The organism is Ornithinimicrobium panacihumi, assembly GCF_052073805.1.
In the GTDB taxonomy this organism is placed as follows: Bacteria; Actinomycetota; Actinomycetes; order Actinomycetales; family Dermatophilaceae; genus Ornithinicoccus; species Ornithinicoccus panacihumi.
Genome location: NZ_JBQGWG010000017.1, coordinates 47,874 through 68,138, shown reverse-complemented (window position 1 = coordinate 68,138; position 20,265 = coordinate 47,874). Strand labels below are relative to the sequence as shown.

Sequence of the window (20,265 nt, the reverse complement as noted above, 5' to 3'; positions counted from 1 at the left end):
TGAAGCGCCCCAGGTTCTGTGCCGCTCCTATACGGGTTGCGGCTCTCGGTTGAGGGTCGCGTAGTGGGCGTTCTCGTACTCCACTGGGGACATCATGCCAAGGCTGCCGTGGAGGCGTCGCTGGTTGTACCAGTCGACCCAGGCAGCGGTGGCGTACTCGACGTCCGCGATGGTCTTGTAGGGCCCGTCGCAGAAGACGGTGGTGCGGATGCACTCGGTCTTGTACAGGCCGATGGCGCTCTCCATCAAGGCGTTGTCGAACGCATCACCGACCGAGCCGATGGAGGGTCGCAGGCCTTCCAGGGCCAGGTGCTCGGTGAATCGCAGCGAGGTGTACTGCGACCCGGCGTCCGCGTGGCAGATCAGGCCGGGTGCGACGGGGTGCCCGTCGTGGTCACGCTGCCAGATCGCCATCCGCAGCGGGGTCATCACCAGGTCGACCTCCTTGGTCGTGGCAGCGTGCCAGGCCACGATCCGCTGGGCGAAGACGTCCAGGACGAACGCGACGTACACCCACCCGGTCCAGGCCCGGACGTAGGTGAAGTCCATCACCCAGGTCTGGTTCGGGCAGGTGGCGGTGAAGTCGCGATCCAACAGGTCGCCAGCGCGCCGCCCGTCCTTGGTGGGGATCGTGGTCCGGATGCCCTTGTCGCGGCGGAGGCCGGACAGGCCCAGGGCGCGCATCGCCCGGTCGACCGCCCCGGCCGAGGCGTCGGGCAGGCCGCTGCGGCGGACCAGCGCGGTCATCTTGCGTCGCCCGTACAGCCCTTCCGGGGCTAGCTGACGGGCGCCGGTGCGGGTGTTGGTGGTCCAGGCCAGGTCGCGCACCAGGTCCATCACCAGAGCATCGGTGTGCGTGCGGGCCGAGGGCTGGCGGGAGTTGTTCTTCCAGGCCCGGTAGGTGCGCGCGGCGACCTGCAGGCCCTGCTCGCGCAGGACCCGGCAGATCGACTCGACCGCGTGCCCCTGGGCGCGCTGGGCGTCGATGAACGCCATGATCATCGGTTCCGGGGGTCGAGCTCCCCCACGAAGAAACTCGTGGCCGCCTTCAGGATGGCCACGTCCTCACGCAGCCGCCGGTTCTCGGCCTTCAGCTTCTTGATCTCCGCCTGCTCGGCCGTGGTGGTCCCTGGCCGGTCGCCGGCATCGATCTCGGCCTGGGCGACCCACCGCCGCAACGATTCCTTGCCCACTCCTTCCTGCCGGGAGACCGCCAGCACGGCCGCGGTCATCGTCGGGTACTCGTTGCGGTGCTCCAGCACCAACCGCACAGCCCGAGCCTTCAGCTCGGGATCGATCTTCTTCGGCATGACATGCATCCTTCCGGACTCGAAAGGAAGCGGCATCAAACCTGGGGCGCTTCAGGGTGTACCACCAGCGTTGCAGCTGGCCATAGCAGGCGGGCGAGTGGTCATCCCCGAGAACGCCCAGTGCCTCGATCTCGAGCCGTTCCTCGGCGTGGCCAACCGGATCACGGTGCTGTACGTTTTCCAGCCTGGGATTGACGTCGGCCCCTTGAGGGGGTTTTCCGCACTGACCGAGCTGATCATCCAGCCAGGCCGGGCCAAGACCGTCGATCTGGACCTGGACGCAGTCCCTGCACTCAGGACCTTGTCGACGTGCCGGCCGACCCGTTTCAGCGGCGGCGCGGAATCTGGCCTACGGGACCTGCATGTAGAGCGACCGAGCTTGGACGCGCTCGAGATTCTGGTTCAACTTCCACGGCTTGAGCGCCTGAAGATCTACGGCGCCTTCCCCCAACACGCACCCACGTCGCTACGCTGCGGCAGCGTCGGCCCCCGCCCGCCTCAGCCCGCTTCCCAGCCTGGAAGAGTTGCACCTGACCAAGGTCACTCACCTTGCCGACCTGAGTCTGTTCGCTGCGTCCGAACGCCTCCGCAAACTCGTCGTCGAAGACGTGCCCACGTTCAGGTCCTACGCCCCGTTCCACAACAGCCAGCTCCGACCGATACTCATCGGCGACGTGCCCCTACGGGCGCGAGCAACCTAGCTGCCTGCGGCAAAGGCGTGTACCTGCTGGTCGACGTCGACTCTGGTCAGCAGTACGTCGGATCCGCCAAGGGTGCCGACATCCTCCTTGGTCGCTAGCTGAACTACGCGGCTAGGGGAGACGGCGGTGACGTAGCGCTCAAAGCTGCGCCACGAGAAGAACGCCGGACCTATCAGGTCTCGGTGCTCGAAGTCGTCGACGAGAACACCCCTGGCGACACCATCGATCGAGCAGTTCGAGTCCGCCTGGAAGAACAAGCAGCTCTCACGTCGGTTCGGCTTGAACCGCAATTGAGCGGGTCCCAGAGTCCGGCGAGTTCGCAGCCGACCCACCAGCGGACTGGGGTGTTACGAGGAACACCTCACGCCAGTTCGGGCAACCGACCCGCGGCGAAGCTAGACAATCTCCACATCCCAGAACCGGGGACCATCCAAGCAGAACCCGAGGTACCCCGTTACGAGCACATTTTCATCTCTCCCCTTCTCAAGTCCCGCACGAGCCGGCACAAAGAATGCCTCGACTCCCCGACACGTGACGACGCCTGCTTGAGGCCCCTTAATCGAGCTCACCCGGGCCTCCAGGCGAGACAACTTGGACCGATCAGACCAGAACTCACCTCGCGGATCCCATGCCCCGAGTTCCGACTGATGTACCAACATCTCGATACCCTCGCCTGGGCCGACCCAGTCGAGGCAGAAGCTCCGTCGTCCGGGCCCCCGACAACCATCGGTGTCGGGGGCCCTCGGCGTCCGTGCGACTCCGGCCGTGCGACTCCGGCAGTCCGAGTCCGGCCGGGGGAGGCCGTTCAGCGGGGTGTGCGGTCCTGACGAGCCAACCTCGACGTGTCGTCCTCGAGGTTGGTGTGGATGTTGCCCTCGGCGTCTTCCATGACCTGGGCGCCGTCAACGGTGCCGGCGCCCAGTGTGCCGGTGCCGGCGTGCACCACGCCACCTGCAGAGCGTCCGCGGCGACGCTGGCGGGATTCGACCCAGCGGGCGACCCGTTCGATGCCGTAGTTGATCAGGATGTAGACGACCGCGGCGATGATGTAGGCCTGCATGACGGCGCCCTGGGCGGCCCCGAGGTCGCCGGCCGCCCGGGTCAGCTCGGGGTAGAGGATCATGACGGCCAGCGCGGAGTCCTTGACGATGACGATGACCTGGCTGACCAGGGTTGGCAGCATGGCGCTCAACGACTGGGGGATCAGGATCAGCCGACGGGTCTGCGACGGTGACAGGCCGATGGCCAGCCCCGCCTCTCGCTGACCCTTCGGCAACGAGGCGACACCGTTACGGATCACCTCGGCCAGCACCGAGGCGTTGTAGAGGATCAGTCCGGTGACCGCCCCGAGCAGCGGGTTCATCCCGTCCGGGAACCACTTCATCTCCACCAGGAAGTAGAAGGTGAAGAGCATCATGATCAGGACCGGCACGCCGCGGAAGAACTCGACGAACAGCGATGCCGCCCAACGCAGGGGCGTCAGGTCCGACATCCTGGCCATCGCCAGCCCGAGGGCGAGACCCATCGCCACGACGATCGCGATCAACGCGGCCTTGAGCGTCTCCAAGAGGCCGGGCAGCAGGTAGTAGCGCCAGGCGTCGACGGTGGCGACCCAGGACCACAGACTGGGCTCGAGCTGCCCCTTGGCGTTGAAGCGCATCAGCACCCAGGCGATGAGGCCCAGCAGGGCCAGGAGCCCCGCGACGGCCAGGATCCGATGCCGGGCACGGGCCTTGGGCCCGGGGAGGTCGAACAGGACCGTGGCGTTGGCGCTCATCGCTTCACCGCCAGCTTGTGGGCGAAGAAGGATGTGGCCAGACCCATCGGCACGGTGATCAGCACGAAGCCGACCGCGATGAGCCCGAACGCGGTCCACAGCAGCCCCGGGTCGAACTCGGCGACGTTCTTCATCACCAGGGCGGTCTCCGCCACACCGATCGCCGCGGCGATCGTGGTGTTCTTGGTCAGGGCGATGAGCGTGTTGCCCAGCGGGGTGATGGCTCCGCGGAAGGCCTGGGGGAGGATCACCTCGCGCAGGCTCTGGCCGAAAGTCAGGCCGATGGATCGCGCGGCCTCGGCCTGGCCGACCGGGATCGTGTTGACGCCGGATCGGATCGCCTCGCAGACGAACGCCGCGTGGTAGACCGACAGCGCCAGGACGGCGAGCCGGAAGTTGTTGGTGTTGATGAAGCCGCCCGGCGCGTCGCGTCCAGCCAGGACCAGACCGAGTTGGCCGAAGAGAGCCAGGCTGGCGAAGATCATGATCAGCGTCAGCGGGGTGTTGCGCAGCAGGGTCACGTAGGCCGCGCCCGCGCGCTGGAGGATGCCCACCGGAGACAGGCGCATGATGGCCACGACGGTTCCGATGATGAGCGAGAAGATGGCCGACCAGAAGGTCAGCTTGAGCGTCATCCAGAACGCTGCGAGGAGGTTGAAGTCCTCAAAGATGGTCTGCATACGACTCCCGGGTGGAGAAGGCCCCGTCGGTGGGCGTGCGGTGCGGCACGCCCACCGACAGGATGGTCAACGGAAGGTGAGATCAGCAGTTGCCGCCGGCGGTGGGCGGGTTCAGCTCCTGGTTGTACTGGAACTCGGCCGGGCCCAGGGTGTCGCCGATGATCTTCTCCATCGAGCCGTCCTCCCACATCTTGGTCACGACCTCGTTGATCTTCTCGCAACGGTCGGAGCCCTTGGGCAGACCGATGCCGTAGAGCTCCTCGGAGAAGGTGTCGCCGGCCAGCTTCAGCTTGCCCTTGTAGGCGTCCTGAGCCGCATACCCGGCCAGGATCGTGTCGTCGGTGGTCAGCACGTCGAGGGTGCCGTTGGCGACCTGCGTGGCGCACTCGGAGTAGGTGTTGTACTCCTGCAGCTCGACGCCGGGGATCTCGTCCTTGATCTTCTGGGCGGAGGTGGATCCGGCGACCGAGCAGACCAGCTTGCCGTCGAGGGAGTCGTCGAGGCCGGTGATGTCGCTGTCGGCGCCCACGAGCAGGCTCTGACCGGCGACGAAGTAGGGCCCGGCGAAGGAGACCTCCTCCTTGCGCTTGTCGGTGATCGAGTAGGTCGCCACGATCATGTCGACCTGGCCCGTCTTGAGGAGCTGCTCCCGCTGGGGGGAGGGGGCCTGCACCCAGGTGATCTTGTCGGCGCTGACGCCCAGGCCCTCGGCCACCTTCTTGGCCACCTCGACGTCCATGCCGGTGTAGTTGTTGCCGTCCTTGAGGCCCAGGCCCGGCTGGTCGAACTTGATGCCGATCTTCAGGCCGTCCTCGGAACCGCCGTCGCCGCCGCCGTTACCGCAGGCAGACAGGGCCAGCGCGCCGATCGCCGCGATCGCGGCGATACGCAGGTTGGTCTTGCTCATGAAGGTGTTCTCCTTGTTATCTCAGTGAGTGAGGATCTTGCCGAGGAAGTCCTTGGCACGGTCGGACCGGGGGTTGGTGAAGAACTCGTGGGGGGTGTTCTCCTCGACGATGGCTCCGTCGGCCATGAAGACCACCCGGTCGCCGGCCTTGCGGGCGAAGCCCATCTCATGGGTCACCACCACCATCGTCATGCCGCTCTTGGCGAGGTTGGTCATCACGTCGAGGACCTCGTTGATCATCTCCGGGTCCAGCGCCGAGGTCGGCTCGTCGAAGAGCATCACCTTGGGCTCCATCGCCAACGAGCGGGCGATCGCGACGCGTTGCTGCTGGCCGCCGGAGAGCTGGGCGGGGTACTTCTCGGCCTGGTGGTCCACGCCCACCCGCTTGAGCAGCTCCATCGCCTTGTCCTTGGCCGCAGCGGGCTTGGCCTTCCGCACCTTGATCGGCCCCATCGTGACGTTCTCCAGGATCGTCTTGTGGCTGAACAGGTTGAAGCTCTGGAAGACCATGCCCACGTCCGCGCGGTGCTTGGCCAGGGCCTTGCCCTCCTCGGGCAGCTCCTGGCCGTCGATCGTGATCGAGCCGGACTCGAAGCTCTCGAGCCGGTTGATCGTGCGGCACAGCGTGCTCTTGCCGGACCCGGAGGGGCCGATGACCACGACGACCTCGCCCTCGTGGACTGTCAGGTTGATGTCCTTGAGCACGTGCAGCTCTCCGAAGTGCTTGTTGACGTTCTCAAGGACGACGAGCGGACGGCGCGCCTCGGTGCGGGCCGCGGAGGGGGTCTCGGTCATGGCGTGCACAGTAACGTGCAGGTCAGCCACGCGTCACGAACAAAGGCGTGATGTCACCGCATTGTGACCTAACGAGCGGCTCGATCGAGGGTGTGCAGCACCGTCGAGACCGTCTCCAGACTCTCCACGGGCGCGCGGGTGGGCCAGCAGGGGCTTGAACCCTGGACCGACGGATTATGAGTCCGCTGCTCTAACCGGCTGAGCTACTGGCCCCGACCGGCAGATCCTAACGCGAGGTCACTCGGCGGCCTACTGGCGCAGGTAGGACTCCAGGTGGTCGCGCTCCGCCTCGAGGGCGTCGAGGCGGGCCTTGACCACGTCGCCGATCGAGACGATCCCCTGGAGCGAGCCGCCCTCGACCACCGGCAGGTGACGGTGTCGCCGCTCGGTCATGGTCGTGGCCAGGTCGTTGAGCTCGTCCTCGAGGCCGCAGGTCTGGACCTCGGTGGTCATCACGGACTGCAGCGTCGTGGCGGGCTCGCTGCCCTGGCGCAGGTGATGGACGACGTCCCGTTCGGAGACGATGCCGACGACGGTCTCATCGTCCACGACGACGACCGCGCCGATCTTGTTGTCGTCAAGGGTGTCGAGCAGTTCACCGAGGGTCGCCGTGGACGGCAGGGTGACCACGGAGCTGCCCTTCTTCTTCAAGAGGTCCGCGACTCGCATGCCCGAAGGTAGCACGCGCAGACCTGGCCAGGGGCGGATCGAGCCGGCAGACCTGATCGCGATCCTTGCGGCAACGAGGAGGCTCCCCGCCATCCGGCGGGGAGCCTCTTCGTCATTTCAGCGCTGGATCAGCCGATGCGGCCGTACCAGACGTTGGTGTTCACCAGCGGGCCGTAACGGACGCCGGCGGAGGGGTTGAGGGCCTCGTAGGTCATGCCGTTACCGGCGTAGATGCCCACGTGGTAGAAGTCGTTGTAGAAGATCAGGTCGCCCGGCTGGGGGTTGCTGACCGGGGTGACCGCAGCCTTCTGGCCCGACACGGTGCGGGGGATGCTGATCCCGGCCTGCTGGAAGACCCACCAGGTATAGGAGGAGCAGTCGAAGGTGTAGGGCGGGTTGCCCGGCAGCACGTAGGGGGAGCCGACGTAGTTGGCGGCGATGCCCAGGACGCCGCCACCGACCGGTGCCGGGGCCGGGGCGGGAGCCGGAGCCGGAGCGGGGGCAGGCTCGCTGCGGGTCTCGGTCCGGGCAGGGGCGGCCTGCACGGTCTGCTGCGGAGCGGCCTCCTCGGTCGCGGGGGCCGCGACGGCCTCCTCCACGACCTCTTCCTCGGCGGGTGCTTCCTCGACGACTTCATCGGCGGGTGCTTCCTCGACGACCTCTTCGACCACCGGGGTGTGGCCGCTGAAGCTGGAGCTGGCCAGGACGCTGGCGATCTCGGCGTCCTCGGGCGCGGTGCGCGCCTCGCTCCGGTCGGCGCCGACCTGGTCACGCAGCTCGGCGAGGTTGGCGCTGCGCAGGCTGGCCAGGCTCGCCGCGCGGTCGACCGCGTCCGCGGACGGCTGCTCGGTGTCGACGGGCAGCAGGCTGGCGCTCACCGCGGATGCGGTCTCTGAGCTGTCGGACGGCTTCAGGGTGGTGGCACCCGCGGCTGCGACGGTGCCGGCCACCAGGCCGCCGATCATCAGGGCGGCCGCGCCACTACGGGGAGCGTTGCTCTGGGCGCGATGCTTGGGACTGACCTTCATAAATCCTCCGGGGCCGCGCAGGGCTGCGGGACCTCGTTCTCTCGAGCGGGACCGGTCGCGCACAGGGCGTCGCGGCCGGCCTGGACCTTTCGAATGAGCACACATCGGCAAGGGGGACAGACATGCGCCTCCGCTAGGTTACGGAATGATCACGAAATGGCCAACTTCCTCCCGCGTGTTGTGACCTACGTGACAAATGAGTTCCATGTGGTTATTCGGATAGGTTGCGCCGAGAGTGACTGTCGAGCACAATGAGACCCACAACCGCACAGGCGCTCACTCCTGCCGGATGGCGAGGTCGTTGGGGAAGACGTCCCTCACCACACAGGAGGCCAGGATGTCCGTCGTCATGCCCAAGGTCATGACCCGCGGGGTGGTGTTCATCCATTCCACCCCGACCGCGCTGTGCCCGCACATCGTCTGGGCCCTCGAAGGGGTGCTGGACACGCGTGTCTCCCTGGACTGGGTCACCCAGCCCGCGGAGCAGGGCCTGATGCGCACCGAGTTCTCGTGGACCGGGGATGCCGGCACCGGGGCTCTCATCGCCAGTGCCATGCGCGGCTGGGACGGCCTGCGTTACGAGGTCGTCGAGGAAGCCAGCCGCGGCAGCGACGGCATGCGGTGGACCCACACCCCCGAGCTCGGCATCCACCAGACCCGCATCTCCGCCAACGGTGATGTCGTCATCAACGAGGATCGCGTGCGGTCGATCGTCGAGCAGCACGCCGGGGACGCCTCGGGTATGCGGCACGCCTTCGACCAGGCCCTGGGTTCCGCGTGGGACGAGGAGCTCGAGGTCTACCGGCACGCGGGGGAGGGTGCTCCTCCGACCTGGCTGCACAAGGTCGGCTGACAGCCCGCCGAGGACCCGAGCGAGGGACGAGCGAGGCCCGGAGGTGGGCGCGGAAGCCGACGAGAAGGGGAAGGTCGGCTGACAGCCCGCCGAGGACCCGAGCGAGGGACGAGCGAGGCCCGGAGGTGGGCGCGGAAGCCGACGAGAAGGGGAAGGTCGGCTGACAGCCCGCCCAGGACCCGAGCGAGGGACGAGCGAGGCCCGGAGGTGGGCGCGGAAGCCGACGAGAAGGGGAAGGTCGGCTGACAGCCCGCCGAGGACCCGAGCGAGGGACGAGTCTCGGCGCATGTCGTCGGGTGGCCAGGGGACAGGCCACCCACCCGCCCCAGGGTTGCGGGGCGTGCGATGCGGCGGGGCCGGGTCGCCTGTGAGACCCGGCCCCGCTGCATACCCCGTCTGAGCGGGACTCAGCCGACCTGCCGCAGCAGCTGCTCGTGCAGGGCGAGCATGCGTGCGGCGGAGACGTCCCAGTGGAACAGCTCCGCCTGCGCGCGGGCGGCGGAGCGGGCCCCGGGCCGGCGGAGCAGCTCCTCGACGCCGTCGGCGAAGGCGGCGGGGGTGGAGGGTGCGACGACCCCGGCGTCACCGACCACCTCCTGGAGCGCTCCCTCGTCGGGGCAGACCGTGGGCACCCCGCAGGCCAGCACCTCGAGGGCGGCCAGCCCGAAGGTCTCCAACGGGCCAGGGGCCACGGCGGCGTCGGCCATCCCCATTGCTGCGGACAGCTCGGCCCGGTCGGTGATGTAGGCGTGGAAGCGGATGGGCAGGTCGCGGGCCTGCTCCATCAGCTCGTTGCGCAGCGGTCCGTGCCCGAACACCGTCATCTGCACGTCGTGCCCGCGGCGGACCAGCTCGCGCACGGTCTCGATCGAGAGCTGGGGACGCTTCTCGGGCGAGAGCCGGCCGCAGTGGACCAGCTGGACCGGCCGCCCCGATCCGGGCGTCCAGGTGACATCGGGGTCCCGCACCGGGTGGAAGGTCTGCAGGTCGACGCCCAGGGGCACGACGTGCGCGGTCGCGCCGATCCGCCAGAACTCCTCCGCCGAGAACTCGCTGGGGGTCACGATCGCGTCGTAGTCGTGGACGCTGCGCCGGTTGATGAAGTCCGCCGCCCAGATCGCGGGCCCGTCGGGGACGGGGGTGCGACGGACCATGATCCCGGTCATGTGCTCGTGGCTGATCATGATCGAGCCGATCCCGCGCCGGCGTGCCCACCTGCCCATCCACCGCGTCGTGGCCCGGTCGGAGACCTCGATCGTGTCAGGCGTGATGGCGTCCATCAGCTTCGACAGGTGGCCACGGTCCCAGATGAGCGAGTAGCCCTTGCCGGGGATCGGCGTGGCGGGCACGCGGAAGACCGTGCCCTGCGCCTCCTCGGTGATCTCCTGCCCGGGCCCGGGGATGATGAGCGAGGCCCGGTGGCCCATGGCGCGGTAGTGCCGCCCCCACTGGTCCAGGGCGGTCTTGATCCCGCCGGAGGTGGGGCTGACGAAGTTGGCGACGCGGAGGATGTGCATACGGGTGCGAGCCTACGCGTCGCCGCCTCAGGCGTAGCTGCGGATCGCCAGCGCCACGTTGACGCCGCCGAAGCCGAAGGCGTTGTTCAGCGCCAGGATCTCACCGTCCGGCAGCGCCCGGGGCTCTCCGGTGACGACATCCAGCTGGATCTCGGGGTCCATGGTGCCCAGGTTGATGGTGGGCGGCACCGAGCGGTGGTGGACGCTCAGGGTCGTCAGGACCGCCTCGAGCGCCCCGGCGGCGCCGAGCAGGTGGCCGGTCATCGACTTGGTCGCCGTCACCGCGATGCTGGTGGCGTGCTCGCCGAAGGCGCGGTGGATCGCGCGCGTCTCGGCCAGGTCGCCGACCGGGGTGGAGGTGGCATGGGCGTTGATGTGGACGATCTGGTCGGTCTGGCCACCGGCGTCCGCCACCGCCTCGAGCATGGCGCGGGAGGCGCCCGCGCCCTCGGGCTCGCCGGCGGTGATGTGGTAGGCGTCCGAGCTCATGCCGACGCCGGCCAGCTCGGCGTAGATCTTGGCGCCGCGGGCCAGCGCGTGCTCCTCCGACTCCAGCACCATCACGGCCGCGCCTTCAGCGATGACGAAGCCGTCGCGGTCGACGTCATAGGGGCGGGAGGCGGCGGTCGGGTCGTCGTTGCGCGTGGACAGCGCGGTCATGGCCGCGAAGGCGGCGATCGGCAGCGGGTGGATGGCGGCCTCGGTGCCACCAGCGACCATCACGTCGGCGCGCCCGTCCCGGATCATCTGGAGCGCGAGCCCCATACCCTCCGCGCCGGAGGCGCAGGCGCTGACCGGGCAGTGGGCACCGGCACGGGCCGACAGGTCCAGGCTCACGGCGGCGGCCGGCCCGTTGGGCATGAGCATGGGGACGGTGAGGGGGAAGACGCGGCGGGGGCCGCGGGTGCGCAGGTTCTCCCACTGGTCCAGGAGGGTCCAGACGCCGCCGATGCCGGAGCCGATGGCCACGCCGAGCCGCTCGGGCTCGACCTCGGGGGAGCCGGCGTCGGCCCAGGCCTCGCGGGCGGCGATGAGGGCGTACTGGCCGGACGGGTCGTTGCGGCGGACTTCGACCTTGGCGAGCTGCTCGGAGGGGGCGGTGTGGATCTGCCCGGCGAAGGTCACCGGCAGCTCGTGCTCGGCCACCCACTCCTGCTCGAGGGGGCGGATGCCGGAGCGTCCGGCGCTGATGGCCTCCCAGGTCTGGGGGATGGTGCCGCCGACGGGCGTGGTGGCGCCAAGGCCGGTCACGACGACGCGGCGCGGCTGCTGGGTGGGGGTGGACATCTGCACGGCTCCTTCGAGGAGTGGTGGAGGTGGGACTGTGGGTGCCGAGGAGGCGGGGTATGCGGTGCTGCAGGGGCCCTGCGCGCCGTCGGCGGGGGCGGGGTGCGCCTCCGCCGACGGCGCCTGCGGGTCAGCCCTGGTTGGTGGCGATGTAGGTGACGGCGTCCTTGACGTGGGTGAGGTTCTTGACCTCGTCGTCAGGGATGCGCACGCCGAACTTGTCCTCGGCGTTGACCACGATCGTCATCATCGACAGGGAGTCGATGTCCAGGTCCTCGGTGAAGGACTTGTCCATCTGGACCTCCTCGGGCTCCAGCCCGGTCTCCTCGTTGACGATCTCGGCCAGGCCCTCGAGGATCTCCTGCTCGGACAGTGCCATGGTGCTTCTCCTTTGGTGTGCGGTTGGGGCTGACCCGGTGATGTTGCGCCCGCCGGGCCTCGGGAGCGGGGGAGTGCCGTGCGGCACTAGGGCATGACCACGACCTGGGCGGCGTAGACCAGGCCGGCGCCGAAACCGATCTGCAGGGCGATGCCGCCGTGCGGGGCCTCGCCCTCGTCGAGCATGCGGGACATGGCCAGCGGGATCGAGGCGGCCGAGGTGTTGCCGGTCTCGGCGATGTCACGAGCGACCGGCACGTGCTCGGGCAGCTTGAGGGCCTTGATCATCGCGTCGGTGATCCGCATGTTGGCCTGGTGGGGCACGAAGGCGTCCAGGTCGTCGGGGGTGAGACCGGCGGCCTTGACCGCCTCGACGGCGACCGGCGCCATCGAGAAGACGGCCCACCGGAAGACCGTCTGGCCCTGCATCACGAAGGCGGGCCACTCGATGTCCTCGTCGCGATCGGCGTCCTCCATCGCCGGCCGCAGGCCGGTCCAGGACTCACGCTGGGTGATGACGTCGCGCTGGTCGCCGAGGCTGCCCCAGAGGGTGGGGCCGATGCCCGGGAAGTCGGAGATGCCGACCACCGCCGCGCCGGCGCCGTCACCGAAGATGAAGGCCGACCCGCGGTCGTGCTTGTCGGTGAAGTCCGACAGCTTCTCCACGCCGACGACGAGGACGTAGTCGACCGTCCCGGCACGGACCATGTCGTTGGCGATCGAGATCCCGTGGCAGTAGCCGGCGCAGGCCGCGGAGATGTCGAACGCGGCCGGGTTGGGGATCCCGAGGCGGTGCGCCAGCTCCGGGGCGGCGGCGGGGGTCTGGTAGGGGTGGCTGACCGTGGCCATGACCACGGCGCCGATCTGCTCCGGCCCGATGCCGGCCCGATCCAGGGCCTGGACGGAGGCGGCCTCGGCCATGTCGATGACCGTCTCGTCCTCGCGCGCGAACCGCCTGGTCACGATGCCGGAGCGCTGCTGGATCCACTCGTCGGAGGAGTCGATCCACTGGCAGATCTCCTCGTTGGTGACGACGCGCTCGGGGCGGTAGCCGCCCAGGCCGTGGATGCGGGCGTGCCTGATCGTCTCGTTGACCGAGATGGTCTTGGCGGGCGTGGTCGAGGATGCCGAGGTCGTGCTCACAGGGGGTTCTCCTTACCGTGCTCGGCCACCAGCTGGCGGGCGGCCTCGAGGTCGTCGGGCGTCTTGAGCGCCACGGTCTGCACACCCTTGAGGCCGCGCTTGGCCAGGCCGACCAGCGTCCCGGCGGGCGCCAGCTCGATCAGGCCGGTGACGCCCATCGAGGAGAAGGTCTCCATCGTCAGGTCCCACCGGACGGGGTTCGACACCTGGTTGACCAGGCGGGCGAGCGCGTCGGTGCCGCTGGCGACCGGCTGCCCGTCGGCGTTGGAGACGAGCACGGTGCCCGGATCGCGGGGGGTGATGTCCGCGGCGTGCCGGGCGAGGCGCTCGACGGCGGGCTGCATGTGGTGGGTGTGGAAGGCGCCGGCGACCTGGAGGGGGATGACGCGGGCCCGGGCCGGCGGATCGTCCGTGAGTGCGGCGAGCTGCTCCATGGTGCCGGCGGCCACGACCTGGCCGGCGCCGTTCATGTTGGCGGGGGTCAGTCCGTGCCGCTCCAGCGTCGCGACGACCTCGTCGGGGTCGCCTCCCAGGACCGCGCTCATGCCCGTGGGCGTCAGCGCTGCGGCCTCGGCCATGCCACGGCCCCGCTCCCGCACCAGGGTCATGGCCTCATCCGTCGTCAGCACGCCGGCGGCGGCCGCCGCGGTGAGCTCGCCGACCGAGTGCCCGGCCGTGGCCGCGACGGGAGCCATCGAGTCGGGGGCGTCCCCGAGGAGGGCCCGGAGCGTCAGGAGGCCGGCGCCGACGATGAGGGGCTGGGCGACGGCGGTGTCCTTGATGGTCTCGGCGTCCGAGACGGTGCCGTGGGCCACCAGGTCGAGGTCGGCAGTCTCCGAGAGGGCCTCCAGCTGGGCGCGAGCGCCGGGGAGCTCGAGCCAGGGGGAGAGGAAACCGGGGGACTGGGAGCCCTGTCCGGGCGCGACGATGACAAGCACGTCTTTCACTGTGCCTGTAGGACCCGCACGGTGGCGTCAACGATTCGACCCAACTCTGAGCCCTCTCGTTGGAGGAACCCTCCAAATCAGGTCAGCGGGACTCTCGCCAGGATTCGCGCCACGACCGGCCGCCGTCGCTCAGGCGACCCAGGGCGAGGCTGACCTGCAGCACCCAGGCGTCACGTGGGTCCAGTGGGTCCAGGCCGACCCCGTCTGCCACCTTGCGCAGCCGGTAGCGGACCGTGTTGGGGTGCAGGAAGAGCTGCCGGGCACTGGCCTCCAGCGTGCGGCCGCAGTCCAGGTAGGTCTGGAGGGTGCCGAGCAGGTCGGCCTCCCGCAACGGTCCGTAGACCCTCGAGACCAGGATGCGGCGGGCGTGCTGCTCCCCGAGCAGGGCCCGCTCGGCCAGCAGGTCGTCGGCGAGCACCGGGGTGGGGGCGGCGGGCCAGCCCCGGGAGGCGTCCCAGCCGGACAGCGCGGCCCGCACGCTGCGCCCTGCCGCGAACAGGTGCGGGACCCGAGGCCCGACGACGACCGGCCCGGGGCCGAAGTGCTCCACGAGGGCGCTCACGTCGACGAGGGGATCGGTCGCGGCGCCGAGGATGCAGACCAGGCGAGGGCCGTGGGCTGCCACGAGAGCCTCCCTGCCGAGGGCCCGGGCCGCCTCCCGCAGGGCGTGCATGGTCGGCCCGGACTCGCCCTCGGGCAGGGACCCGACCACCACGGAGACGGCGGCGACGTCCTCCCACCCCAGCTCGGCCGCGCGGGAGGCGAGGGTCTGGTCGGCCTCGCCGCGGATCACGGCGTGCACGACCAGCGACTCGAGCCGTGCGTCCCAGCCGCCGCGCTGCTCGGCGGCGCGTGCGTAGGCGCGTGCCGCCGCGAAGGCCACCTCGCGGGAGTAGCGCAGGACGGCCTCGGTCAGCGCCGCCCGCCGACGGGCCGGCACCAGGTCCGGGACCGCCTCCTCGATCGCGGCCACGGCCGTGCGGGTCAGCTCCAGGGCGTGCCGCAGGGTGATCGTGCGGGCCAGGCTCGGCGGCGCCTCGGCGAACATGGCGTCGGGGACGGCGTCCACGGGGGCGCCACGGTCGTACCACTCCAGCAGCGCGGCGATGCCGCCCTGGACGATCACCGAGACCCAGGACCGGTCGTCGGGACTGAGCTCGCGGAACCAGGCGTGCTCCTCCTCGATCCGCCTCGTCGCCAGGGTGGCCAGGGCGCTGGCGCGCCGCGACAACGGCTCGGGGGCGGGATGACGCTCAGGCACCTGCCAAGCCTAACGACGCCTCGTGCCCGAGCAGCAGCCTCGCCGTGGTCAGCCACTGCTCCGCCCGGTCACCCTACGGTCGCCGGACACAGGTGAGGGGGTATGCGGTGGCGCGCCACCACATACCCCCTCACCGTCGGTCGTCGGTCAGGCGTCGCCTCCGACATTGCCGGACGTGCCGGCGTTGACGTCGAGCAGGCGGTACTTCTGCGCGGCCTGCATCGGGATCTGCGGGTCGATCTCCCCACGGTCGGCGAGCATCTGCAGGGCCTTGACCGCCATCGACGGGCCGTCGATGTGGAAGAAGCGGCGGGCCGCGGCGCGGGTGTCGGCGAAGCCGAAGCCGTCGGCACCGAGGGCGTAGAAGTCCTCGGGCACCCACGGCGCGATCTGGTCCTGGACCGCCCGCATCCAGTCGCTGGAGGCGATGACCGGGCCGACGCCCTCGGCGAGGCGCTGCGTGACGTAGGGCACGCGACGCTCCTGGTCGGGGTGCAGGAAGTTGGACTCGTCGCAGGCCATGGCCTCGCGGCGCAGCTCGTTCCAGGAGGTGACCGACCAGACGTCGGCGGTCACGCCCCAGTCCTCGCGCAGCAGCTCCTCGGCCTCCAACGCCCACGGCACACCCACGCCGGAGGCGAGGAGGCGCACGTGCTTGCCCTCGCTCGCGGGCTGGGTGGCCTTGATCCGGTGCATGCCCTTGACGATGCCCTCGACGTCCACGTCCTCCGGCTCGGCCGGCTGCTGCATCGGCTCGTTGTAGACGGTGATGTAGTGGAAGACGTCCTCGGGCTTCTCGCCGTACATCCGCTCCAGAGCCCGGGGCAGGATGTGCGCCAGCTCGTAGGCATAGGCGGGGTCGTAGGAGATGCACGCCGGGTTGGTCGAGGCGAGCAGCTGGGAGTGCCCGTCGGCGTGCTGCAGGCCCTCGCCGGTGAGCGTGGTGCGTCCGGCGGTGGCGCCGATCATGAAGCCGCGGGCCATCTGGTCGGCGGCGGCCCAGATGCCGTCGCCGGTGCGCTGGAAGCCGAACATCGAGTAGAAGATGTAGAAGGGCACCATCGGCACGGAGTGCGTGTCGTAGGAGGTGCCGGCCGCGGTGAAGGCCGCGACCGAGCCGGCCTCGTTGATGCCGACGTGCCAGATCTGGCCCTCGGTCGACTCCTTGTAGGCCAGCATGAGGTCGGCGTCGACGGAGGTGTAGTTCTGGCCGTGGACGTTGTAGATCTTCGCGCTCGGGAAGAAGGCGTCCATGCCGAAGGTGCGGGCCTCGTCGGGGATGATCGGCACGAGGTGCTTGCCGAACTCCTTGTCCCGCATCCACTCCTTGAAGATGCGGACCAGGGCCATCGTGGTGGCGACGTTGTGCTTGCCCGAGCCCTTCTTGGCGACCTCGTAGACCTTCTCGTCCGGCAGCGTGATCTGCGCGGCCTTCTGCGGGTCGCGACGGGGCAGGTAGCCGCCCAGCTTGCGCCGGCGCTCCTTCATGTACTGGATCGCCTCGTCGTTCTCACCCGGGTGGTAGAACGGCGGCTTGTAGGGGTCGGCCTCGAGCTGCTCGTCGGTGATCGGGATCTTGAGGTTGTCGCGGAAGCCCTTGAGGTCCTCCAGCGTCATCTTCTTCATCTGGTGCGTCGCGTTGCGGCCCGCGAAGTGGGTGCCCAGGCTGTAGCCCTTGATGGTCTTGGCCAGGATCACGGTGGGCTGACCGGTGTGGTTCATCGCGGCCTGGTAGGCGGCGAAGACCTTGCGGTAGTCGTGACCGCCGCGCTTGAGCTTCCACCAGATGTCGTCGTCGCTCCAGTCCTTGACCATCTCCTTGGTGCGTGGGTCGCGGGCGAAGAAGTGGTCGCGGATCCAGGAGCCGTCGTTGGCGCGGAAGGTCTGGAAGTCGCCGTCGGGGGTGGTGTTCATCAGGTTGACGAGCGCGCCGGAGGTGTCCTTGGCGATGAGCTCGTCCCAGCCACGGCCCCACAGGACCTTGATGACGTTCCACCCGGCGCCGCGGAAGAAGCTCTCCAGCTCCTGCACGATCTTGCCGTTGCCGCGGACCGGGCCGTCGAGGCGCTGGAGGTTGCAGTTGACCACGAAGGTGAGGTTGTCCAGCTCCTCGTTGGCCGCGACCTGAAGCAGACCGCGCGACTCGGGCTCGTCCATCTCACCGTCGCCGAGAAAGGCCCACACGTGCTGCTGGCTGGTGTCCTTGATGCCCCGGTTGTGGAGGTACTTGTTGAAGGACGCCTGGTAGATGGCGTTCATCGGGCCCAGGCCCATCGACACCGTCGGGAACTGCCAGAACTCGGGCATGCCCTTGGGGTGGGGATAGGAGGGCAGCGGGGTGACGCCCTCCTCCAGGCCCTTGCTCTTCTCCTGCCGGAAGGCGTCGAGGTCGTGCTCGGAGAGGCGGCCCTCGAGGAAGGCGCGGGCGTAGATGCCGGGGGAGGCGTGGCCCTGGAAGAAGATCTGGTCGCCGCCGCCCTCGTGCTCGCGGCCGCGCCAGAAGTGGTTGAAACCGACCTCCCACAGAGTCGCGATCGAGGCATAGGTGGAGATGTGGCCGCCGACCGAGATGTCGGGGTGCTGGGCGCGGTGGACCATGACCGCGGCGTTCCAGCGGATCCAGGCGCGGTAGCGGCGCTCCATGTCCTCATCCCCCGGGAACCAGGGCTCGCGCTCCGGCGGGATGGTGTTGATGTAGTCAGTGGTGGTCAGCGACGGCAGGCCCACCTGGGAGTCACGGGCCCGCTCGAGCATCCGCAGCATGAGATAGCGGGCTCGTCCACGACCACCGGCCTCGATCGCGGCGTCGAGGGAGTCCAGCCACTCCTGGGTCTCGTCCGGATCGGTGTCCGGCACCTGGCTCGGCAGACCGTTGAGGATCGGTCCGACGGGGCGCTCCATGGCCATCAGGGGTTCCTTTCGACGACGTAGACGAGGCAAGTCTGTCATGAGGTGCCCACCTTCCCGCCCCCGGTGCTTCCGCAACGTCAACCGCACCCGGGCTTTACACCGCCGCACCGATCTAGTTGTGTAGTGCCCACCATGAGCATCGAGAGGAAGCAGGGCGTGGACGTGGGCGAGGCCGGCCCCTTGGCGGCAGCGGTGTCGAGGCTGGGGTTCGCCCCGGGCCAGATCGTCATCGAGTACGGCTATGACGAGGACGTCGAGGAGGACGTGCGCGCCGCCGTCGAGGCGACCGTGGGCGAGCCCCTCGAGGACGAGGACTACGACGGTGTCGTGGACGTCGTGCTCCTCTGGTGGCGCGACGGGGACGGCGACCTGGCCGACGAGCTGGTCGATGCCCTGACCACGATGGAGGAGGGCGGATTCATCGCCCTGATGACCCCCGGCAAGGGCCGCGACGACCGGGTGCAGGCCGCAGACCTGCAGGACGCCTGCACGGTGTGCTCGCTGACCGCCGCCGGCGGGGTGCCGATGGGCTCGTGGGTGGGCCAGCGACTCGTGGGCCGCAGATGAGCCCAGACCTGGCCGGTCGGGTCCCGCTGATCGGTGACCGGGCCCCCGACCTGACCCTGCCCGACCAGCACGGTGATCCGACGACTCTGTCGGCTTTCGTGGCCGACCGCCACGTGCTGCTGGTCTTCTATCCCTTCGCCTTCTCCTCGATCTGCACCGGGGAGCTGCTGGAGATCCAGCTCAACATCGACGAGTTCGCCAACGACCGGGTGCAGGTCGTGGCGATCTCCTGCGACGCCACCTACGCGCTGAAGGCCTGGGCGGCGCACGAGGGCTACCGCTTCCCGCTGCTGTCCGACTTCTGGCCGCACGGCGAGGCCGCGAGGGCCTACGGCGTCTTCGACGAAGGCTCGGGTATGGCGTTGCGCGGCACCTTCCTCGTCGGTCCCGACATGACGGTGCGGTGGAGCCTGGTGCACGGACCGGGTGAGCAGCGCCCGATCGGCGTCCTGCACGAGGCGGTCCGAGACCTGTGAGGTGAACGGCCCGGAGATGCCCCACGGGCGGTGGGGCGCGAGGGCTTGGTGCTGGCCTGCGCGGCTGGCACAATGAACCGCCCAAGGGGCCTGTAGCTCAGCTGGTAGAGCGCCGCGTTTACACCGCGTAGGTCGTCGGTTCGAACCCGGCCGGGCCCACGTGGACAACAGCAGAATGGATGGACAGCGACGCGAGGGGCACGACGTGCCCCGGCTGCGCGACGTCGTCGCGGTGCTGGAGAGCTTCTACCCGCCGGACACCGCCCAGTCCTGGGACCGTGTCGGTCTGGTCGCCGGCGACCCCGACCAGCCGGTCGCCTCCATCCTGCTGGCCGTCGACCCGACGCTGGAGGTCATCGCCGAGGCTGTCGAGTCCGGGGTCGACCTGATCATCACCCACCACCCGCTCCTGCTGCGCGGCATCCATTCGGTGGCCACCACCACGGCCAAGGGCGCGGCCATCACGGACCTGATGGTCAACGACATCGCCCTCTACTGCGCGCACACCAACGCCGACGTCGCCGATCCCGGTGTGGGGCAGGCGCTCGCCGAGGCGTGCGGGCTGGCGCACACCGACCCCCTGGAGCTGAGCGAGGGGCAGGAGCTGGGTCGGGTCGGAGACCTGGCCGCGCCGGTGACGCTGGCCGCCCTGGCGGAGCGTCTCCACGCCGCACTCCCGCCCACCGCGGTCGGGGTCCGCGTCAGCGGTCCTGCCGACGCCGAGGTCCGGCGGGTCGCCCTGCTCGGCGGAGCGGGCGACTCCTCCTTCGACGCCGTCCGGGCCAGCGGCGCCGACGTCTACGTCACGGCCGACCTGCGCCACCATCCCGCGCTCGAGGCACGCGAGGAGGCGGTGGCCGCCGCGCGCGCGGGCGGCGCGGACACCCCATACCTGATCGACGCGGGCCACTACGCGACCGAGTGGCTCTGGCTCCCCGGGCTCCAGCGTCGCCTGGGCGAGGCGCTGGGCGCCGACGTGACCATCGCGCTCTCGCAGGTGCGCACCGACCCGTGGGACTTCGTCGTCGGCGCGCAGGCGCCCGCGACGAGCACGTGACC

At 69.6% G+C, this 20,265-nt stretch carries 19 protein-coding genes, 2 tRNA genes and 1 other annotated feature; of the genes, 5 read left to right on the top strand and 16 right to left on the bottom strand.

Annotated features, from left to right (window positions below):
• Positions 1–27: 27 nt before the first annotated feature.
• The 9 genes from ACTMMA_RS14025 to ACTMMA_RS13985 form a co-directional block, all read right to left on the bottom strand.
• Positions 28–1,310, bottom strand: a protein-coding gene (locus ACTMMA_RS14025; RefSeq protein ID WP_441189664.1) for an IS3 family transposase whose coding sequence is annotated in 2 segments (ribosomal slippage) — positions 28–1,037 and positions 1,037–1,310 — 1,284 coding nt in all. Because the reading frame shifts where the segments join, the coding sequence is not laid out codon by codon here.
• Positions 907–1,041, bottom strand: a sequence feature (AL1L pseudoknot). It overlaps the preceding gene by 135 nt.
• 697 nt (positions 1,311–2,007) lie before the next feature.
• Entirely contained in the window at positions 2,008–2,268 is a 261-nt protein-coding gene (locus tag ACTMMA_RS14020) for a hypothetical protein (protein ID WP_441190748.1), read from the bottom strand.
• 548 nt (positions 2,269–2,816) lie between these two features.
• Positions 2,817–3,788, bottom strand: a complete 972-nt coding sequence (locus ACTMMA_RS14015; RefSeq protein ID WP_441190747.1) for an amino acid ABC transporter permease — start codon at positions 3,786–3,788, stop codon at positions 2,817–2,819.
• On the bottom strand, positions 3,785–4,468 hold the full coding sequence (locus ACTMMA_RS14010) for an amino acid ABC transporter permease (protein WP_441190746.1): 684 nt from the start codon (positions 4,466–4,468) through the stop codon (positions 3,785–3,787). The genes ACTMMA_RS14015 and ACTMMA_RS14010 overlap by 4 nt, the downstream gene beginning before the upstream one ends.
• Positions 4,469–4,550: 82 nt before the next feature.
• Entirely contained in the window at positions 4,551–5,375 is an 825-nt protein-coding gene (locus tag ACTMMA_RS14005) for a glutamate ABC transporter substrate-binding protein (RefSeq protein WP_441190745.1), read from the bottom strand.
• 21 nt (positions 5,376–5,396) lie between these two features.
• A complete protein-coding gene (locus tag ACTMMA_RS14000; RefSeq protein WP_441190744.1) occupies positions 5,397–6,170 on the bottom strand; it encodes an amino acid ABC transporter ATP-binding protein in 774 nt (257 codons plus the stop codon).
• A 139-nt stretch (positions 6,171–6,309) separates the two neighbouring features.
• Positions 6,310–6,383, bottom strand: a tRNA-Ile gene (locus tag ACTMMA_RS13995).
• Between the two features lie 36 nt (positions 6,384–6,419).
• Entirely contained in the window at positions 6,420–6,839 is a 420-nt protein-coding gene (locus ACTMMA_RS13990; RefSeq protein ID WP_441190743.1) for a CBS domain-containing protein, read from the bottom strand.
• 128 nt (positions 6,840–6,967) lie between these two features.
• Complete coding sequence (locus ACTMMA_RS13985) at positions 6,968–7,867, bottom strand: C40 family peptidase (protein WP_441190742.1); 900 nt, start codon at positions 7,865–7,867, stop codon at positions 6,968–6,970.
• A 337-nt stretch (positions 7,868–8,204) separates the two neighbouring features.
• Between ACTMMA_RS13985 and ACTMMA_RS13980 the strand changes: the two genes are divergently transcribed.
• A complete protein-coding gene (locus tag ACTMMA_RS13980; protein ID WP_441190741.1) occupies positions 8,205–8,720 on the top strand; it encodes a DUF3145 domain-containing protein in 516 nt (171 codons plus the stop codon).
• A 407-nt stretch (positions 8,721–9,127) separates the two neighbouring features.
• Here the strand turns inward: ACTMMA_RS13980 and ACTMMA_RS13975 are convergent, their stop codons facing one another.
• The 7 genes from ACTMMA_RS13975 to aceE form a co-directional block, all read right to left on the bottom strand.
• Complete coding sequence (locus ACTMMA_RS13975) at positions 9,128–10,237, bottom strand: glycosyltransferase (RefSeq protein ID WP_441190740.1); 1,110 nt, start codon at positions 10,235–10,237, stop codon at positions 9,128–9,130.
• Positions 10,238–10,264: 27 nt separating this feature from the next.
• On the bottom strand, positions 10,265–11,524 hold the full coding sequence (fabF, locus tag ACTMMA_RS13970) for a beta-ketoacyl-ACP synthase II (protein ID WP_441190738.1): 1,260 nt from the start codon (positions 11,522–11,524) through the stop codon (positions 10,265–10,267).
• 130 nt (positions 11,525–11,654) lie between these two features.
• On the bottom strand, positions 11,655–11,903 hold the full coding sequence (locus ACTMMA_RS13965) for an acyl carrier protein (RefSeq protein ID WP_441190737.1): 249 nt from the start codon (positions 11,901–11,903) through the stop codon (positions 11,655–11,657).
• Between the two features lie 86 nt (positions 11,904–11,989).
• Positions 11,990–13,045, bottom strand: coding sequence for a beta-ketoacyl-ACP synthase III (locus ACTMMA_RS13960; protein WP_441190736.1), 1,056 nt, complete (start codon positions 13,043–13,045; stop codon positions 11,990–11,992).
• On the bottom strand, positions 13,042–13,983 hold the full coding sequence (locus tag ACTMMA_RS13955; protein WP_441190734.1) for an ACP S-malonyltransferase: 942 nt from the start codon (positions 13,981–13,983) through the stop codon (positions 13,042–13,044). Before ACTMMA_RS13955 ends, ACTMMA_RS13960 begins: the two co-directional genes overlap by 4 nt.
• A gap of 91 nt (positions 13,984–14,074) precedes the next feature.
• Positions 14,075–15,253: a PucR family transcriptional regulator gene (locus ACTMMA_RS13950; RefSeq protein WP_441190732.1), complete on the bottom strand. Its 1,179-nt coding sequence runs from the start codon at positions 15,251–15,253 to the stop codon at positions 14,075–14,077.
• A gap of 147 nt (positions 15,254–15,400) precedes the next feature.
• Positions 15,401–18,160 (bottom strand): pyruvate dehydrogenase (acetyl-transferring), homodimeric type, encoded by a 2,760-nt coding sequence (aceE, locus tag ACTMMA_RS13945; RefSeq protein WP_441190731.1) that lies wholly within the window; start codon positions 18,158–18,160, stop codon positions 15,401–15,403.
• Between the two features lie 135 nt (positions 18,161–18,295).
• Between aceE and ACTMMA_RS13940 the strand changes: the two genes are divergently transcribed.
• The 4 genes from ACTMMA_RS13940 (at position 18,296) to ACTMMA_RS13925 (ending at position 20,263) form a co-directional block, all read left to right on the top strand.
• Positions 18,296–18,730, top strand: coding sequence for a DUF3052 domain-containing protein (locus ACTMMA_RS13940; RefSeq protein ID WP_441190730.1), 435 nt, complete (start codon positions 18,296–18,298; stop codon positions 18,728–18,730).
• The gene (locus tag ACTMMA_RS13935) at positions 18,727–19,206 is read left to right on the top strand and encodes a peroxiredoxin (RefSeq protein ID WP_441190729.1); all 480 of its coding nucleotides are present in this window, start codon (positions 18,727–18,729) and stop codon (positions 19,204–19,206) included. The genes ACTMMA_RS13940 and ACTMMA_RS13935 overlap by 4 nt, the downstream gene beginning before the upstream one ends.
• An 86-nt stretch (positions 19,207–19,292) precedes the next feature.
• Positions 19,293–19,365 (top strand) — tRNA-Val (locus tag ACTMMA_RS13930).
• A 16-nt stretch (positions 19,366–19,381) separates the two neighbouring features.
• The gene (locus ACTMMA_RS13925; RefSeq protein ID WP_441190728.1) at positions 19,382–20,263 is read left to right on the top strand and encodes a Nif3-like dinuclear metal center hexameric protein; all 882 of its coding nucleotides are present in this window, start codon (positions 19,382–19,384) and stop codon (positions 20,261–20,263) included.
• The last annotated feature ends 2 nt before the right edge of the window (positions 20,264–20,265 follow it).

What these genes read in the sequence shown, in the direction of transcription:
- ACTMMA_RS14015 (WP_441190747.1), bottom strand. Translation starts at nt 3,788, where the DNA reads ATGAGCGCCAACGCCACGGTCCTGTTCGACCTCCCCGGGCCCAAGGCC.
- ACTMMA_RS14010 (WP_441190746.1), bottom strand. Translation starts at nt 4,468, where the DNA reads ATGCAGACCATCTTTGAGGACTTCAACCTCCTCGCAGCGTTCTGGATG.
- ACTMMA_RS14005 (WP_441190745.1), bottom strand. Translation starts at nt 5,375, where the DNA reads ATGAGCAAGACCAACCTGCGTATCGCCGCGATCGCGGCGATCGGCGCG.
- ACTMMA_RS14000 (WP_441190744.1), bottom strand. Translation starts at nt 6,170, where the DNA reads ATGACCGAGACCCCCTCCGCGGCCCGCACCGAGGCGCGCCGTCCGCTC.
- ACTMMA_RS13990 (WP_441190743.1), bottom strand. Translation starts at nt 6,839, where the DNA reads ATGCGAGTCGCGGACCTCTTGAAGAAGAAGGGCAGCTCCGTGGTCACC.
- ACTMMA_RS13985 (WP_441190742.1), bottom strand. Translation starts at nt 7,867, where the DNA reads ATGAAGGTCAGTCCCAAGCATCGCGCCCAGAGCAACGCTCCCCGTAGT.
- ACTMMA_RS13980 (WP_441190741.1), top strand. Translation starts at nt 8,205, where the DNA reads ATGTCCGTCGTCATGCCCAAGGTCATGACCCGCGGGGTGGTGTTCATC.
- ACTMMA_RS13975 (WP_441190740.1), bottom strand. Translation starts at nt 10,237, where the DNA reads ATGCACATCCTCCGCGTCGCCAACTTCGTCAGCCCCACCTCCGGCGGG.
- fabF (WP_441190738.1), bottom strand. Translation starts at nt 11,524, where the DNA reads ATGTCCACCCCCACCCAGCAGCCGCGCCGCGTCGTCGTGACCGGCCTT.
- ACTMMA_RS13965 (WP_441190737.1), bottom strand. Translation starts at nt 11,903, where the DNA reads ATGGCACTGTCCGAGCAGGAGATCCTCGAGGGCCTGGCCGAGATCGTC.
- aceE (WP_441190731.1), bottom strand. Translation starts at nt 18,160, where the DNA reads ATGGCCATGGAGCGCCCCGTCGGACCGATCCTCAACGGTCTGCCGAGC.
- ACTMMA_RS13940 (WP_441190730.1), top strand. Translation starts at nt 18,296, where the DNA reads ATGAGCATCGAGAGGAAGCAGGGCGTGGACGTGGGCGAGGCCGGCCCC.
- ACTMMA_RS13935 (WP_441190729.1), top strand. Translation starts at nt 18,727, where the DNA reads ATGAGCCCAGACCTGGCCGGTCGGGTCCCGCTGATCGGTGACCGGGCC.
- ACTMMA_RS13925 (WP_441190728.1), top strand. Translation starts at nt 19,382, where the DNA reads ATGGATGGACAGCGACGCGAGGGGCACGACGTGCCCCGGCTGCGCGAC.